Origin of the sequence: Delftia sp. WSY_22 (genome assembly GCF_043104185.1) — a bacterium.
In the GTDB taxonomy this organism is placed as follows: Bacteria; Pseudomonadota; Gammaproteobacteria; order Burkholderiales; family Burkholderiaceae_C; genus Comamonas; species Comamonas tsuruhatensis.
This window is the reverse complement of record NZ_JBICKN010000026.1, coordinates 37,649-53,518: the sequence shown is the minus strand read 5'-3', so window position 1 is coordinate 53,518 and position 15,870 is coordinate 37,649. Positions and strand designations below refer to the sequence as shown.

The window sequence follows — 15,870 nt, the reverse complement described above, 5'->3', positions numbered from 1 at the left end:
ACATGACAACGGCCCGCGCGTTCATGACCGAATTTCATCTTGCCGTCATCCAGGGCGGAGCCACTCAATGAACGCGCGCCGTGCTTTGGCGGCGGGGCTGGCGGCGCTGCTGCTGGCGGCCGTGGGCGGCGGCGTCTGGTACTCGCGCACGGCCCTGGTGCAGGACCGCCAGGCGCAGCGGGCGCAGCAGCAGGCCGTGACGGCGCGCGGCCTGATCGGCTCCGAGAAGGAAGCCTTCTTCCAGGACGAGCGCGTGCGCGACGTGCTGGCGCGCCACGGCGTGACGGTGACGGTGCAAAAGGCCGGCTCGCGCAGCATTGCCAACAGCTACGACCCCAAGCAGTACGACTTCGGCTTTCCCTCGGGCGCGCCGGCCGCGGCCCAGCTCAAGGCGGCGGCCAGGGCCGGCACGGTCTACACGCCGTTCTACACGCCCATCGTGTTCGCCAGCTGGCGGCCCATTGCCGAGATCCTGATCGCCAACGGCGTTGCGCAAAAGCAGGGCGAATTCTTTTACGTGACCGATCTTCCCGCCCTGCTGGCCATGGCCGGCAAGGGCACGCGCTGGCGTGACCTGAAGGCCTCCGGCGCCTTTGCGACCGGCAAGGCCGTGCTGCCCGCCAGCACCGATGTGCGCAGCTCCAACAGCGCCGCCATGTACCTGGCGCTGGCCAGCTATGTGCTCAACGGCCAGCAGGTGGTGCAAAGCCCGGCCGACCTGGAGCGCGTGATGCCGCAGGTGGCGCCGCTGTTTTTGCGCCAGGGCTTCCAGGAAAGCTCGTCGGCCGGGCCGTTCGAGGACTACCTGGCCCTGGGCATGGGCAAGGCGCCGCTGCTGGTGGCCTATGAGTCGCAGCTGGTGGAGTTCCTGCTGCGTCACCCGCAGCGCAGGAGCGGCGAGATGGTGATGCTCTACCCGCAGCCCACGCTGTATTCCAAGCATGTGCTCGTGCCCTACACGCCGGCAGGCGAGCGCGTGGGCCAGTTGCTTGAATCCGACCCGCAGCTGCGCGCATTGGCGCAGGAATACGGCTTTCGCACCGGCGGCGACACGCACGGCCCCGAGCGCTGGGCCGGGCAGGGCGTGCAGGCGCCCGCGCAGCTGGTGGATGTGATCGAACCGCCCAGCCAAGAGTGGCTGGAGCGAATGATCGTGGACATGGAGCAGCGCTTCAAATGACCGAACGTTCCAGGAGCAACCGATGAGCAACACCCCCCAGACCACCGCTGCCAGCGCCGCCGTGGCCGTGCCTGCGCAGGAGCAGGATTTCGTGCTGGAGCCGCCTGCGCCCGCCCTGCCCGTGCCCATCGAGTCGGCCAGCGGCAAGGTCCGCCTGAAGGCCGAGGAAGTGCAGCAGCTGGACGCGCAGGTGGCGCAGTTCATCGACGACATCACCGCCAACGACAGCCAGTCGCCCGCCTTCAAGGGCGCGGTCGAGCGCATCCACGGCATGGGCAACAAGGAGGTGCAGGCCGCTGCGGCCGTCTCCAACCGCATGCTGGAGCGCCCCGTCAAGACGCTGAACAACGGCCTGTTCGACCAGGGCAGCCAGATCGGCCAGGGCCTGATCGACCTGCGCCGCCAGGTGGAGGCGCTGGACCCCTCGCGCCAGGATGACCTGTTTAAGCCGCGTAAGCTGCTGGGCCTGATCCCCATGGGCAACAGGCTGGTGGACTACTTCGACAAGTTCCAGTCCAGCCAGAGCCACCTGAACGCCATCATCGACAGCCTCAAGCGCGGCAAGGACGAGCTGCTGCGCGACAACGCCGCCATCGAGCAGGAAAAGGCCAACCTGTGGGGCCTGATGGAGCGGCTGGAGAAATACATCCACATCGGCAAGAAGCTGGACGCGGCGCTGGAGGCCAAGGCGGCGCAGCTGGACGCCAGCGACCCTGAAAAGGCGCGCGTGGTGCGCGAGGACATGCTGTTCTACGCACGCCAGAAGGTCACCGACCTGCTCACCCAGATGGCGGTGAACGTGCAGGGCTACCTGGCGCTGGACCTGGTGCGCAAGAACAACCTCGAACTGGCCAAGGGCGTGGACCGCGCGACCACCACCACGGTCTCTGCCCTGCGCACGGCCGTCATCGTGGCGCAGGCGCTGGCCAACCAGAAGCTGGTGCTGGACCAGATCACGGCGCTGAACACCACCACGGGCAACCTGATCGCCGGCACCAGCGAGCTGCTGCGCGAGCAAAGCGGGAAGATCCACGAGCAGGCGGCCGGCAGCACCATCGACATCGCCAGGCTGCAGCAGGCCTTCGGCAACATCTACCAGACCATGGACGCCATGGCCGACTTCAAGGTCAAGGCCCTGGCCTCCATGCAGACCACGGTGGACACGCTGTCGCAGGAGGTGGACAAGTCCCGCGCCTATCTGGAAAAGAGCCGCCGCGAGGACGTGCGCGAGGCGCTGCAGGCGCCCGCCGGCGAGGTGGTGCTGTGAGCATGTTCCGGCGCCTGGCGGCCTGGTGGCTGCTGGGCCTTGCGCTGGTCCTGGCCGGCTGCGGCAAGTCGCCCGAACCCGCGCCGCAGGCCGCCGCAAAGGCCGATGCGCCCGCCGGTCCCCAGGGTGCGTTCACCGTGCTGGCCGGCTCCGAACTCAAGGACGTGGCGCCCGCGCTGGAGCAGGCCGCCACGGCGGCGGGCGTACCGCTCAAGCTCAGCTATGCAGGCACGCTGGAGATGGTCGAGCGCATCAATGCGGGCGAGCAGTACGACGCCATCCTGCCGCCCAATGGCGCCTATCCCGCGCTGGCGCTGGCGAACAAGCCGCTGGCGCGCGAAAAGCTTTTCTACTCGCGCGTGGCCCTGGGCGTGAAGGTCCCCGTGCTGCACAAGCTGGGCTGGGAAAAGGCCCCGCCCACCTGGGCCGACATCGCACGCGCTGCCGCCCAGGGCCGGCTGCGCTACGGCATGACCAATCCGGCCAGTTCCAACACCGGCATGAGCGCACTGTTCGCCGTGGCCTCGGCCGTGGCCGGCAAGACCGAGGACCTGGACGCCAGGGAGGTCAATGCCAAGGTGCTCAAGGACTTCCTGTCGGGCCAGAAGCTCACCGCCGGCAGCTCCGGCTGGCTGGCCGAGGCCTTCGAGCGCGAGCCCGGCGCCGTCGATGCGCTGGTCAACTACGAGGCCGTGATCCTGCGCCTGAACGAGAAGCTGCCCGCCGCCGACCGGCTCACCCTGGTCTACCCGCGCGACGGCGTGATCTCGGCCGACTATCCGCTGATGCTGCTCAACGCTGCGCGGCGCGCAGACTATGACCGGCTGGTCGCCCAGTTCAAGGCCCCCGCCTTCCAGGGCCAGCCGTTGCGCCAGGCCCAGCTGCGCCCCGCCAGCCCCGAGGCGCAGGCCAGCCCGGCCCTGCCCACGGCGCCCGTGGTGGAGCTGAGCTTTCCGAACCGGCTGGAGGTGATCGATGCCGTGCTCTCGGCCTACCAGAGCGATCTGCGCCGTCCGGCCACCAGCATCTTCGTGCTGGACGTGAGCGGCTCCATGAAGGGTGCGCGGCTGGCGCAGATGAAGGAGGCGCTCAAGCTGCTGTCCGGCGCCGAGGCCTCGGCCGCCAGCCAGCGCTATGCCGCCTTCCAGGCGCGCGAGCGCGTGCTGCTGATTCCGTTTTCGGGCCTGGTCGGCCAGCCCGCGCGCGTGCAGTTCGCGGCGGGCGACCTGCAGGCCGCAAGCGCCCAGGTGCTGGCCTATGCCGACAGCCTGGTGGCCGACGGCGGCACGGCCATCTACGACGCGCTCACGCTGGCCCAGCAGCAGGCACGCCAGGAACTGCGGGCCGATCCCGAGCGCTTCGTCAGCATCGTGCTGCTGACCGATGGCGCCAACACGGCCGGCCGCGACTGGGCCGCATTCGAGCGCGAGCAGCGCATGGCGCGCGACGGCGGCGCGCCGCTGGTGCGCGTTTTTCCCATCATCTTTGGCGAGGCGCAGTCCGGCGAAATGCAGGCCCTGGCCGCGCTGACGGGCGGGCGCGCCTTCGATGCGCGCAACACCGGCAAGAGCGGGCTGCCGCTGGTGTTCAAGGAAATCCGGGGCTACCAGTGACAGCGCCGCCAGCGATCGGACCCGCCTGATGCGCCGCCTGCAGCTTTTCTTCTACGGCAATGGCAACCTCGCCGGCCTGGCGCTGGCCCTGCTGGGGCCGGTGCTGCTGTTTGCCGGCGTGATCGGTGCCGGCTGGGGCTGGATCACGCTGGGCCTGTACGTCGCGGGCCTGCTGCTGGGCTGGGCCCTGCAGCCCGCGGGTGCCAGCTTCGAGCGGGCGCTGCAGCAGCACTGGAGCGCCGAGGACATCCGCGAACGCATCGACGAGCTGGTGCAAAAGGCCCGCCCGATGCTCACGCCCGAGATGCAAAAGCACCTGGACAGCGTGCGCGGCTCGGTGCACGAGGTGCTGCCCTCGCTGGCCGACGCCGGCCCGGTCTTCAACGACGGCCTGTTCACCGTGCGCGAAACGGTGCTGCAGTACCTGCCCGCCACGCTGTCGCACTATGCGGCGCTGCCGCCGCTGTTCCGTGTCACCCAGCCCGTGCAGGACGGCAAGACGCCCAGGCAGCTGTTGACCGAGCAGCTGGCGCTGCTGGCCGGGCAGATGCAGCAGGTGGTGGCCCATGTGGCGGCCAGCGACGCGCAGGCGCTGCTGGCCAATGGCCGCTTCTTGAAGCAGAAGTTCGACCAGCCGGATTTCCTGAAGTGAGGCGCCTGCAGGGTCGTCCCGCCACGCTGCGCGGACCCTGTGTTAGCATGCTCCGCCATGCAGCCTGCTGCATTCCCGTCTTCCAGACACCTGAACTCTCGATCCAAGACAGCCATGAACGGTACGCCCGTTTCGATCATCGTTGCACAGTGGTGGCGCTTCCAATAAGGAAGCGGCACGTCGTCGCGGTTGCGTACCGCACCTTGCCGCCGTGACGGCAGCAAGGCTCACTCAGCAGATGGCTCCCCGGCACGGCGGCTCCCAGAACCCAGGAGATTGCCCAGATGCCCTCAGATTCCCCCTTCCAGACCCAGGCAGCATTGCGCGCATTCCCGCGCCAGCCTTCGCTGCGGCATGCCCGTGCCACCCGTTTTTCCCTTTGAGACCCAGGAGCCGGTATGACCAGACTGCTGATGATCGACAACTACGACAGCTTCACCTACAACATCGTCCAGTACTTCGGCGAGCTGGGTGCCGATGTCACCGTGGTGCGCAATGACGAGGCCACGCTGGACGAGGTGATCGCCCTGGTCGAGCGCGAGAAGATCGACCGCCTGGTGATCTCGCCCGGCCCCTGCTCGCCGGCCGAAGCCGGTATTTCCGTGGCGGCCATCCAGCACTTTGCAGGCCGCCTGCCCATCCTGGGCGTGTGCCTGGGCCACCAGAGCATTGGCGCGGCCTTCGGCGGCGACATCGTGCGCGCGGGCCAGCAGATGCATGGCAAGACCAGCGTCATCACCACCGACCGCAAGGGCGTGTTCGCCGACCTGCCCGAGCAGTTCACGGTCAACCGCTACCACTCGCTGGCCATTGCGCGCTCCAGCCTGCCCGAATGCCTGGAGATCACGGCCACCAGCGAGGACGGCGAGATCCAGGGCGTGCGCCACACCAGCCTGGCCATCGAGGGCGTGCAATTCCACCCCGAGAGCATCCTCACCGAGCATGGCCATGCCATGCTCAAGAATTTCCTGGAACAGAAGGCCTGAGCAGGCCGGCACCCAACCGAGACACCGCAATGACCCAGATCACCCCCCAGGAAGCGCTGCAGCGCACCATCGAGCACCGCGAAATCTTCCACGACGAGATGCTGCACCTGATGCGCCTGATCATGCGCGGCGAGCTGTCGCCCGTGATGACGGCGGCCATCGTCACCGGCCTGCGCGTGAAGAAGGAGACCATCGGCGAGATCACGGCCGCGGCCGAGGTCATGCGCGAGTTCTCCAACAAGGTCCATGTGGAGGACAAGCGCCACCTGGTGGACATCGTGGGCACGGGCGGCGATGGCGCCAACACCTTCAACATCTCCACCTGCTCCATCTTCGTGATCGCGGCGGCGGGCGGCAAGGTCAGCAAGCACGGCGGGCGCAGCGTCAGCAGCAAGAGCGGCAGCGCCGACGCCATGGAGGCGCTGGGCGTCAACATCCAGCTCAGCCCCGAGCAGATCGCGCGCAGCATCGCCGACGTGGGCATCGGCTTCATGTTCGCGCCCAACCACCACCCGGCCATGAAGAACGTGGCGCCCGTGCGCAAGGAGCTGGGCGTGCGCACCATCTTCAACATCCTGGGCCCGCTGACCAATCCGGCCAGCGCGCCCAACATCCTCATGGGCGTGTTCCACGAGGACCTGGTCGGCATCCAGGTGCGCGCGCTGCAGCGCCTGGGCGCCGAGCACGCCATCGTGGTCTATGGCCGCGACGGCCTGGACGAGATCAGCCTGGGCGCGGGCACCCTGGTGGGCGAGCTCAAGGACGGCGTGGTGCGCGAGTACGAGATCCATCCCGAGGACTTCGGCCTGCGCATGGTGGGCACGCGCGCCTTCAAGGTGGACAATCCCGAGGAATCCAAGGCCATGCTGCTGGGCGTGCTCCATGGCGAAAAGAGTGCCGCGCGCGACATCGTCTGCCTGAACGCGGGTGCCGCCCTGTATGCGGCCAACGTGGCCTCCAGCATCGAGGACGGCATGGCCCGCGCCCAGGCGGCGCTGGACAGCGGCGCGGCCCTGGCCAAGCTCAACGAACTCGTGGCCTACACGGCCCGGCTGACGGCCTGAGCCGCGCAGCCCCCATCGACCACCGAATACAAGAAACCAAGGAAAGCAACGTGTCCGACATCCTCAAGCAAATCTGCGACGTGAAAGTGCAGGAAGTGGCGGCCGCCCAGAAGCGCATGCCCTTCGCGGACATGCGCCGCGACGCCGAAAGCCGCGTGCTCACGCGCGACTTCGTGGGCGCGCTGCGCGCCAAGATCGCCGCCGGCCAGGCCGGCGTGATCGCCGAGATCAAGAAGGCCAGCCCCAGCAAGGGCGTGATCCGCGAGGACTTCATCCCCGCCGACATCGCGCAAAGCTATGCCGATGGCGACGGCAAGGGCGTCAGCGCCGCCTGCCTCTCGGTGCTGACCGACAAGCAGTTCTTCCAGGGCAGCGTGGACTATCTCAAGCAGGCGCGCGCCAGCTGCCACCTGCCCGTGCTGCGCAAGGACTTCATGGTCGATCCCTACCAGATCTACGAATCGCGGGCCATGGGCGCCGACTGCGTGCTGCTGATCGCCGCCTGCCTGGACGACGCGCAGATGGCCGAGATGGAGCAGATCGCCCACAGCCTGGACATGGCCGTGCTGGTCGAGGTCCATGACGGCGCCGAGCTGGACCGCGCCCTGCGGCTCAAGACGCCGCTGGTGGGCATCAACAACCGCAACCTGCGCAGCTTCGAGGTCAGCATCCAGACCACGCTGGACCTGCAAAAGAACGTGCCCGCCGACCGCCTGCTGGTCACCGAGTCGGGCATCGGCAGCCGCGAGGACGTCAAGGCCATGCGCGATGCCGGTATCCACGGCTTCCTGGTGGGCGAGGCCTTCATGCGCGCCAAGGAGCCGGGGGAGGCGCTGGCCAAGCTGTTTGCCTAAGACGCGTCGTTGTGCGGGCCGGCCGGTGAATCCGGGGTCCGCACGATGCGCACCACCCCGAGCTTGAGCCCCAGCATGGCCAAGATGCGGTTCATGGTCTGCACGCTGCCTTCGCTGCGCTCCTGCTCGATGTCCTGCAGCGTTCTATAGGAAACGCCGCAAAGCTTGGCCATCTCGGCCGTGGTCAGCCGCATGGTCTTCTTCAGATGCCGCACGGCCTGCGGCAAAGACCATTCGGGGTGGGCCAGCACATCGTCAATGGCCTGCCTGCGCAGCTCCAGCTGCTGGGCAATGGGAATGGGGGTGAAACGCTTGTCCATGGTCTTCAGCGCAGCGCAGCGAGCTCCTGCGCACGTGCCAGGAGGGCGGGACGCAGGTGGCCGAGAACCTCGGGCTCCAGCCCTAGCGCCAGACCGTCTGCGGCGATGCGCTCCAGCGCGGGAATCATGGCCTTGAGGCCTTTCACCAGTGGATCGCGCTGCAACGGAGCCGACTGCGTGCCCCGGCGTTTTCGAGGGAGCTGCGCGGCCAGCGCACAGACGCTATCCAGCACACGGCCCCAATCGGGCCGGCCGCCCTGTTCATCCCGCCAGCGGATGCGTCGGGCAATGCCGTCCGGGTGGAGATACATGGGCGCAAAGTCGTACAGGGGCGTGAGCGCGATGCGGCCATCGAAACCGCGCTGCACGGCGGTGTTGCGCGCGTGGTTGTCCTTGTTGCCCAGGGCCAGGTTGGCAATGTCGCGTTTGATGTATTCGAGCACTTCCTGCTGCGGGTGGCTGCAGTGCCGCATCAGCTCCAGGCAGACCGTGTCATGGTCGGGCACGGCTTCGAAGCCTGGCATGCCGGTCAGCGTGGCAATGCTTTCCTGCGCCAGTCGCGTGACCGCGCCCCGGTGCACCTGCCGGTCAAACCGTCGTATGAACAGCGCACGCTGGTGCAACTCCAGCGGTGCATGCACCCGCAGTCCCAGATCGGCGGCCAGACGCATATAGGTGGCCTCATGCCTGAGGATGCAGGCCAGCTGCGGGTCGGTGCCGCGTCCGAACTTGACGATGTAGTGCTGCACCGCCTGCTCGTCCGCAAGGGTGTGGTCCAGGTACAGCAGACCATCCTGGGCGCGTGTCAGCAGCACCTTGGGCCACTCGCCTTGTATCCCGGAGGACCCGGCAACAAACAGGCCATGCGAGGCAAGGTACTCGGAGAACTCGTCGCCGCGTTGCGCAACCTCCTCGTCGGTGAACCCGCGCATGCCTCCCCCATGGTTGCCCAGCCATTGCGCCGCTTCCTTGACGCGCAGGTTTCCTATGGGGTTACCTGCCCCGGCCAGCAGCAACTGCCAGTCGGCAACCGCACCTGCCAGGGGAGATTGGCCCAGGCGTTGCAGCAGCTCGCGCCGACCAAAGCCTTGAGGCAGCATGTCGATCAGAAAGACTGGCCAATGCACCTGCTGCAGGGGCTCCAGCCCCACAGGCCAACGGGCGCAAAGGGCGCGGGCATCGGTGGCGCCCGCATGCTGGACCGCCCAGTCCACGGTATAGCCCGAGTAGGTGCTGGCCTTCCAGCCTTCTCCTTGCTGCCCGCGCAGGTCCACGCTCGCGACGTCGTGCCAGGCGCTGCAGTGGTGCAGTTGTAGAGTGCAGTTTGCGGTCATTTACACGAAATTCTAGGTAAAGCATTGGACTGACTCAAGGTTTTTCGTATGTTTTTCCGTGTAACCATTGTCTGTCTTTGGGGAACCATTGGAGGCGGACGTACCTCCCCGCCGCAGGGAAAGGTATGCTTGCCGTGATCCAACAGGCATGGCGCTTGCGCCCATGCATTTCAGCTGTACTTTATTGAGGGAGGCTGCTGCCTCGGCATGTGGCGGCGGTGCCCCCATCCGCCATGGCCCTTCAAGACGACGCAATCGCCCCGGCGCAAGCCGACCAACTCCAATCCGCCGATCCCGCCGACTGGCCCGTTGCGCCCGACTGGCAGCCCCTGGTCGAGGACTTCTTCGCGGGTGCCACGGGCCAGCAGCTGCTGACCTTTCTGCACCAGCGCCTGGAAGCCGGCGCGGTGATCTTTCCGCCCCAGCCGCTGCGCGCGCTGGAGCTGACCCCGCCCGATGAGGTGCGCGTGGTCATCCTGGGGCAGGACCCCTACCACGGCCGGGGGCAGGCCGAAGGCCTGTCGTTCTCGGTGGCGCCGGGCGTGCGCATGCCGCCCTCGCTGCAGAACATCTTCAAGGAGATGCAGCGTGACCTGGGCGTGCCCTTCCCGCCGTTCCCCAACCCGGGCGGCAGCCTGGTCAAGTGGGCCAGGAACGGCGTGCTGCTGCTCAACACCTGTCTCACGGTGGAGGAAGGCCAGGCGGCCAGCCACTCGGGCAAGGGCTGGGAGCTGCTGACCGATGCGGTGATCCGGCACATCGCCCAGGGCACGCGCCCCGTGGTCTTCATGCTCTGGGGCAGCCATGCGCAGTCCAAGCGCGCCTTCATTCCGGCCGACCGGGGGCATCTGGTGCTGACCAGCAACCATCCCTCGCCTCTGTCGGCGCTGCGCCCGCCCGTGCCCTTCATCGGCAACGGGCACTTCGGCAAGGCGCGCGACTTCCGCGCCCAGCACGGCTACTGAGCGGCCCGCTCGGGGCGTGGCTCCACGATGGGGAACACGCTGTCGAAGCGGTCCAGCATGGACATGAGCGCTGTCACCTTGGAGGCGTCGCCCTCGATGCGCAGCTGGCCGCTCTTGATGGCCTCGGCCATCGTGGTCTCCTGGCCTGCAATGGCGTCCAGCGTGGCGCGCGTCAGGCGCAGGCTGGCATGGGCGGAGGGCGCAAGGCCCGGGCTCTGGGTGAGGGCGCTGTTCTCCAGGTTCAGGCTGCGCTGCTCGCCGGTGTCGGTGAAGGTCCAGTTGAGCACGATGCGCTGGCCTGCGGCCTTGCCGGCGTCCAGCCGCACGCCCAGGTAGTCGAAGAACATCTCCAGCGGCAGGCTGCGCACCAGGTCGCGCGCGGCGCTGCCGGGCCTGGGAAGTTGGGGCACGCCCTGGCGCAGCTCCGCCGCGCCCTGCAGGAAGGCGTTGCGGGCCGTGGCCGATTCCATCTGGTAGCCCAGCTGCTCATAGGCATTGGCCGCCAGACGGCGCGCGGCCTGGTTGGCCGGGTCGGCAAAGACCAGCTGCGAGGCGATCTGCGCCACCCAGCGGTATTCGCCGCGCTCGTAGTCGGCCTGCGCACGGCGCAGCACGGCGTCGGCGCCACCCATGTATTCCACGGTCTTGCGCGCCGCGGGCACGGGCGGCAGCGCCTCCAGCTGGGCCGGGTTGCCTTCGTAGTAGCCCAGGTAGTGCTGGTAGATGGCGCGGATGTTGTGGCGCAGGTGGCCGTAGAAGGCATGTGTGGCGCCGTCGCGGGCCAGGGATTCGGGCATCTTCAGCATCTCGGCGATCTCCGAGCCCACGTAGCCGTGGTTCATGAGGCGCACGGTCTGGTCGTGCAGGTATTTGTAGGTGTCGCGCTGGCTGGCCAGCATGCGCTGCAGCCGGGGCTGGCCCCAGACCGGCCAGTGGTGCTGGGCGATCAGGATCTGTGCCTGGCCGCCATAGGCGTGCAGGGCGTCGTTCAGGTGGCGTGACCAGCCCAGCGCGTCGCGCACCTGGGCGCCGCGCAGCGGCAGCAGGTTGTGCTGGGTATGCACGGCGATCTCGGCCATGTTCAGCACCTTGAGCTGGGGGTAGTACATGATCATCTCGGCCGGCGCCTCGGCCCCGGGCGTGAGCGTGAATTCGATGTCCACGCCGTCGATGCGCAGGGTCTCGCGCGGCTTGTCGATCACGCGCGTGGGCGCGATCAGCCCCATGGTGCCGGGCGCACCCGCCTTGCCCAGCCCTGCGTCCACCTGTCCCCTGGCATCGCGCGGCAGCAGCATGCCGAACTGGTAGAGCGCGCGCCGGCCCATGGCGTGGCCGGCGATGACGTTCTCGCCCACGGCCTCGGCCATGAAGCCAGCGGGCGCGATGACCTGCACGCGGCCCGCATCCACCTCTTCCTGGCGCACCACGCCGCGCACGCCGCCGAAATGGTCCACATGGCTGTGCGAGTAGACGACGGCCACCACCGGCTTGCGCGGTCGGTGCTGGTAGTACAGGTCCATGGCGGCCTGGGCGGTCTCGGTGTACATCAGCGGATCGACCACGATCAGGCCCGTCTCGCCCTCGATGATGCTCATGTTCGACAGGTCCAGGCCGCGCACCTGGTAGAGCCCGTCCGTCACCTGGAACAGGCCGCTGACGCGGTTGCGCTGTGCCTGGCGCCACAGCGCGGGGTGCACGGTGTCGGGCGCCTGGTCCTGCTGCAGGAATGCATAGGCCTGCATGCCCCAGATGGGCCGGCCCTGGGCATTGCGCACCACCAGCGCATCCGCCGAGGCGATCAGGCCGCGTTGCGCGTCCTCCATGGCCTGGGCGTCATCCTGAGGCTGCTGCGCCAGCGCAGCCTGCTGGGCCGCGCGCGTGGCCGCGCTGGCTGCCTGTGGCCGGGCCATGTCGGAGACCGGCAGGCTGCTGCCTGCGCAGGCGCTCAGCAGGGCGGCGGCGGCCAGGCAGGCCAGCAGGCGGCAAGGGCGCGCCAGCGCGCGGGGCAGGGGGTGTGAGGCTTGCATGGGAAGGTCTCCTGGCATGTGTTCGATGTCAGCGGCGAAAATACGCAGGCCCGCCGGCTGTGTCTGTCAGCCACCCGACATCCCTTTCCATGCAAGCTTCCCTCGCCTCTTCCTACCTGCCCACGCTGCGCGCCGGCCGCTGGTTCAGCGCACTGGCGCCGCAGTTTGCCGATTTGCTGCTGGCGCTGGCACAGCCGCGCCGCCTGGAGGCGGGCGAAGCCCTGTTCCTGCGCGGCGATGCGCTGGAGGGCGGTTTGTTCGCCGTGGTCCGCGGCAGCATCGGTTTCTCCGGTGTGGGCGGCCAGAGCGAGCAGGCGCGCGAGGCTCTGCTCACGCGCATGGGACCGGCCACCTGGTTTGGCGAGATCGCGCTGTTCGACGGCTCGCCGCGCACCCATGATGCCCACGCCATGGAGCCCAGCGAGGTGCTGCAGGTGCCGCGCCAGCCGCTGCTGGACTGGCTGCAGCAGCATCCCGCGCACTGGCATGACCTGGGCGTGCTGATGTCGGGGCGCATGCGCGCGGCCTTCGCGGCGCTGGAGGACCTTGCCCTGATGCCCGCACCCCAGCGGCTGGCGCGCCGCCTGGTGGCCATGGCGCGTGGCTACGGCGAGCGGCTGGACGACGTGCCGGCCCGGCCGCGCCTGGATATCACGCAGGAGCAGCTGGCGCGCATGCTGTCGATCTCGCGCCAGACCACCAACGTGCTGCTGCAGGGCCTGCAGGCGCGCGGCCTCATCCGGGTGCAGCGCGGCGAGATCGAGATCCTGCAGTGGCAGGCGCTGTGCGCCGAGCGGTTCTGAGAAGGCCCGGTTGTGTGAGGGTCCATCAAGGCGGCGCTACGTGCTAACTGGCCGCCGTTTCAGACCACCAGCACGCCTTCCACGTCCTGCACCTTGCACCGCGCCAGTGCGAGATGGGCCTTGGCCCTGTCGAGCACCAGGTAGAGGAACAGTCCCTCGCGGTGGGCGCGCGCCTTCAGGGCGGGGTCATTCTGCATGGGGGCTGTCCTGCGACAGGGCTTCGATCTGCAGCAGCAGCAACTCGATCAGTGCCACCATCTGCGCGCGCTCGCGCACATCGGCCGGCACCACCGGGCATAGCAGGCCACGCGACTGCAGGTGCAGGGCAAATCCTTCGAGGTCGGGCCGGCCATGCCGGTCCATGCGGCACACGGCCACCACGCAGGCCGTGGTGCGCAGCGTGGCGGACAGGGCATTGATGTAGGTATCCAGGTCGCCCAGTGGGTCGGGCCGACTGTTGTCGATCAGCAGGATCACCTCCAGCGCGCCGTGCGAGAGGATGTTCCACATGAAGTCGAAGCGCTCCTGGCCCGGCGTGCCGTACAGGTGCAGTTTTTCGCCGTTGTCCAGGGTGAGTTCTCCGTAGTCCATGCCGGCGGTGGTCAGGGCCTTGTCCACTGCCGCATCGGTGTTGCGCACGTCGGTGCTTACCGGAGCGATCTCGCTGATGGCGCGTATGGCGGTGGTCTTGCCCGCGCCCGCGGTTCCGCAAATCAGGATCTTCAGCTCACTCATGCACGGAGGCTCTCGTCAATTGGGCCAGCCGCTGGCGGATGCGGTCGAGAATGCCCTGGGCAGGACCCGGGGCAGCGCTGCTGCGGTGTGCCGCGGCGGTCCAGCGCAGCAGGCCGATGGCATCGAGGCGGTTCAGGAAGGCCGCGCAGATCTCCGGCGCAAGGCCTGAGCGCCGGCACAGCGCCTGCAAGGTGGTCGGCCGGCCCGTCATCAACGTGGCCAGGCGCATGTGGTGCGCGCTTGTCAGCAGCCGCTGGGGGGGCCAGCGCAGCAGCTGCACCAGCATGTCGGTCGCCGCTGCCGGGTGGGGTGCCACCACCATGCGTTGCCCGGATGCCGTCTGGCGCACGGCCAGGGCGCGCAGGCCCATGGCATTGAGGCAGTCCTCCACCGCGTCGGCGCGCAGGGGCAGGCTCAGGTAGTCACCCGTGGGGCGGGTGCTCTGGGGCTGGCGGCCCACGCGCAGCGTCACCCGGCTGGACGGCGGCTCGTGCACGCCGTCATGTAGTACCACCAGGTCGGCCGAGGATTCCGTCCATTCCCAGCGGTGCTGCGTGCGGTGGTCCACCAGCCGCACGAAGGAGCGGAACAGCCTGGCGTCGCGGTCATCGAGGCCGCGCAGCGTGAAGGTGAGAGTGGCACGCTCATCCATGCCGCATTGCCTTCAGCAATTGCAGCCGCAACCGCAATTGCAGTTGCCTTGCCCGCAGGCTCCGGCCTGCCTGTTTCCTTGTGCCCATCACGTTGCCGTTTCCTGTCCTGAATGCGCCGCACGGCAAAGCAAGCCGCGCATGCCAATGATTTCAAAGGAGATGCGGGCGCATCATAGGAAGCGCTTGGAGCGGGAGCGGGCAGTTCGCCAGCGTGATTCGGAATCGTCCGATATGTATCCGGATCAGTCCTAGCGCATTGCGTTCCTGCAGCGAGACTTCAGACGCTTTGAGCGGTTTTTTTGTCGCTTCCGGATTTTCGGAGCCATGGCGGCGCTGAAAAACAGGAGTTATCTGGTTGTTGTAACCAAGACCTTGGAATGCATTGCAAATTCAGCAGGCTTGCCGTGTTTTGTGTCTGGGCGTTCCATGCCAGGGCGCCAGGCGGATTACCAGGAGGTTGGCAGCCTGAGCTGCAGCATCTCCAGGAAGGACTGCGCCGCATGCGGCAGCGTGCGGCCGGCCAGGGTCTGCACCTCGATGTCGCGCAGGTCCATGCCCCGGTCGCTGAGCGCCACGGCCACCAGCGCGCCCGTGGCCACCATGTGGCGCGCGGCGATCTCGCTGGCCACGGCCACGGCGGCGCCCTGGGCTGCAAAGTTCAGCAGGGTCTTGCCGTGGTTGCTCTCCATCACGGGCATCAGCATCAGGCCCTGGCGGCTGCAGGCGGCGTCCAGCAGCTGGCGCACGGCCGTGTCGGCCGGCGTGAGCGCCAGCGGATGGCGCACCAATTGGGCCAGCGACAGGCGCCGCGCCTGCGCCAGCGCATGGCCGGGGGCGACCAGGGCCACCAGCGGCGCGGCCACGCGGCAGGCCACGGCAATGCCTTTTTCGGGCGCGCGGCTGAAGCACAGGCCGATGTCTGCCGTGCCGCTGCGCACGGCCTCGGGCACGGCGGGCGTGGGCAGCACCATGACCTCGAAGACGATGCCGGCGTGCTCGCGCTGGAAGGCCGCGCACAGGCGCGGCAGGAACTCGTTGGCAAAGGCGTCGGAGCTTGCGATGCGCACGCGGCCGCTGCGCAGCCCCTGCAGGGCCTCGATCTCGCCCAGCGCGCGCTCGGCATCCAGGCCGGCGCGGCGCACATGGTCGGCCAGGATCTCGCCGGCCGCATTGAGCACCATGCCGCGCGGGTGGCGTTCGAACAGCGGCGTGCCCAGCAGCCCCTCCAGCGCCGCGATCTGGCGGCTGATGGCCGAGGCCGCCACATGCAGCCGCGCCGAGGCCTCGGTCAGCGATCCGCATTGCGCCACTTCATGGAAGTAGCGCAGCGCGGTGTCCTGCAAAAGAAGGTGGCGGGCGTCGGGCATGTCGCCCCGATTGTCATCAATTTGCCGCAGAGGCAACGCAGGTTTGCAAA

Annotated in this window: 16 protein-coding genes; 9 read left to right on the top strand and 7 right to left on the bottom strand. The window is 68.3% G+C overall.

The window, feature by feature from the left end; genetic code table 11:
• Positions 1–67: 67 nt before the first annotated feature.
• The 7 genes from ACF8NF_RS14025 to trpC all read left to right on the top strand — a co-directional run bounded on the left by ACF8NF_RS14025 (position 68) and on the right by trpC (position 7,616).
• A complete protein-coding gene (locus tag ACF8NF_RS14025) occupies positions 68–1,180 on the top strand; it encodes a hypothetical protein (protein ID WP_312840791.1) in 1,113 nt (370 codons plus the stop codon).
• A 22-nt stretch (positions 1,181–1,202) separates the two neighbouring features.
• On the top strand, positions 1,203–2,447 hold the full coding sequence (locus ACF8NF_RS14020) for a toxic anion resistance protein (protein ID WP_063327569.1): 1,245 nt from the start codon (positions 1,203–1,205) through the stop codon (positions 2,445–2,447).
• A gap of 2 nt (positions 2,448–2,449) precedes the next feature.
• On the top strand, positions 2,450–4,060 hold the full coding sequence (locus ACF8NF_RS14015; RefSeq protein ID WP_016449538.1) for a VWA domain-containing protein: 1,611 nt from the start codon (positions 2,450–2,452) through the stop codon (positions 4,058–4,060).
• A gap of 28 nt (positions 4,061–4,088) precedes the next feature.
• A complete protein-coding gene (locus ACF8NF_RS14010; protein ID WP_012202699.1) occupies positions 4,089–4,712 on the top strand; it encodes a hypothetical protein in 624 nt (207 codons plus the stop codon).
• 398 nt (positions 4,713–5,110) lie between these two features.
• The gene (locus tag ACF8NF_RS14005; RefSeq protein WP_012202700.1) at positions 5,111–5,698 is read left to right on the top strand and encodes an aminodeoxychorismate/anthranilate synthase component II; all 588 of its coding nucleotides are present in this window, start codon (positions 5,111–5,113) and stop codon (positions 5,696–5,698) included.
• Positions 5,699–5,727: 29 nt separating this feature from the next.
• Positions 5,728–6,762, top strand: coding sequence for an anthranilate phosphoribosyltransferase (gene trpD / locus ACF8NF_RS14000; protein ID WP_013804671.1), 1,035 nt, complete (start codon positions 5,728–5,730; stop codon positions 6,760–6,762).
• Positions 6,763–6,812: 50 nt separating this feature from the next.
• Positions 6,813–7,616, top strand: coding sequence for an indole-3-glycerol phosphate synthase TrpC (trpC, locus tag ACF8NF_RS13995; RefSeq protein WP_016449540.1), 804 nt, complete (start codon positions 6,813–6,815; stop codon positions 7,614–7,616).
• On the opposite strand, the gene ACF8NF_RS13990 is transcribed toward trpC, so the two are convergent.
• Complete coding sequence (locus tag ACF8NF_RS13990) at positions 7,613–7,936, bottom strand: helix-turn-helix transcriptional regulator (RefSeq protein ID WP_016449541.1); 324 nt, start codon at positions 7,934–7,936, stop codon at positions 7,613–7,615. The genes trpC and ACF8NF_RS13990 overlap by 4 nt on opposite strands.
• A 5-nt stretch (positions 7,937–7,941) precedes the next feature.
• Positions 7,942–9,270, bottom strand: a complete 1,329-nt coding sequence (locus tag ACF8NF_RS13985) for a HipA domain-containing protein (protein ID WP_209799431.1) — start codon at positions 9,268–9,270, stop codon at positions 7,942–7,944.
• Positions 9,271–9,503: 233 nt separating this feature from the next.
• Here ACF8NF_RS13985 and ACF8NF_RS13980 point away from each other — a divergent pair, with 233 nt between their 5' ends.
• Positions 9,504–10,235 (top strand): uracil-DNA glycosylase, encoded by a 732-nt coding sequence (locus tag ACF8NF_RS13980; protein ID WP_017405881.1) that lies wholly within the window; start codon positions 9,504–9,506, stop codon positions 10,233–10,235.
• Here ACF8NF_RS13980 and ACF8NF_RS13975 read toward each other — a convergent pair.
• Positions 10,229–12,262 carry an alkyl/aryl-sulfatase gene (locus ACF8NF_RS13975; protein WP_392450742.1) on the bottom strand — a complete coding sequence of 678 codons (2,034 nt, stop codon included), beginning with the start codon at positions 12,260–12,262 and terminating at the stop codon, positions 10,229–10,231. The two genes, ACF8NF_RS13980 and ACF8NF_RS13975, sit on opposite strands and share 7 nt — an antisense overlap.
• An 89-nt stretch (positions 12,263–12,351) precedes the next feature.
• Between ACF8NF_RS13975 and ACF8NF_RS13970 the strand changes: the two genes are divergently transcribed.
• Positions 12,352–13,065 carry a Crp/Fnr family transcriptional regulator gene (locus ACF8NF_RS13970; protein ID WP_016453989.1) on the top strand — a complete coding sequence of 238 codons (714 nt, stop codon included), beginning with the start codon at positions 12,352–12,354 and terminating at the stop codon, positions 13,063–13,065.
• A 59-nt stretch (positions 13,066–13,124) separates the two neighbouring features.
• Here the strand turns inward: ACF8NF_RS13970 and ACF8NF_RS13965 are convergent, their stop codons facing one another.
• The 4 genes from ACF8NF_RS13965 to ACF8NF_RS13950 form a co-directional block, all read right to left on the bottom strand.
• Positions 13,125–13,262: a hypothetical protein gene (locus ACF8NF_RS13965; protein ID WP_017405883.1), complete on the bottom strand. Its 138-nt coding sequence runs from the start codon at positions 13,260–13,262 to the stop codon at positions 13,125–13,127.
• Positions 13,252–13,800 (bottom strand): ATP/GTP-binding protein, encoded by a 549-nt coding sequence (locus tag ACF8NF_RS13960; protein ID WP_392450741.1) that lies wholly within the window; start codon positions 13,798–13,800, stop codon positions 13,252–13,254. Before ACF8NF_RS13960 ends, ACF8NF_RS13965 begins: the two co-directional genes overlap by 11 nt.
• Entirely contained in the window at positions 13,793–14,452 is a 660-nt protein-coding gene (locus ACF8NF_RS13955) for a hypothetical protein (protein WP_017405885.1), read from the bottom strand. The genes ACF8NF_RS13960 and ACF8NF_RS13955 overlap by 8 nt, the downstream gene beginning before the upstream one ends.
• Before the next feature lie 447 nt (positions 14,453–14,899).
• The gene (locus ACF8NF_RS13950) at positions 14,900–15,820 is read right to left on the bottom strand and encodes a LysR family transcriptional regulator (RefSeq protein ID WP_026062511.1); all 921 of its coding nucleotides are present in this window, start codon (positions 15,818–15,820) and stop codon (positions 14,900–14,902) included.
• Positions 15,821–15,870: the final 50 nt, after the last annotated feature.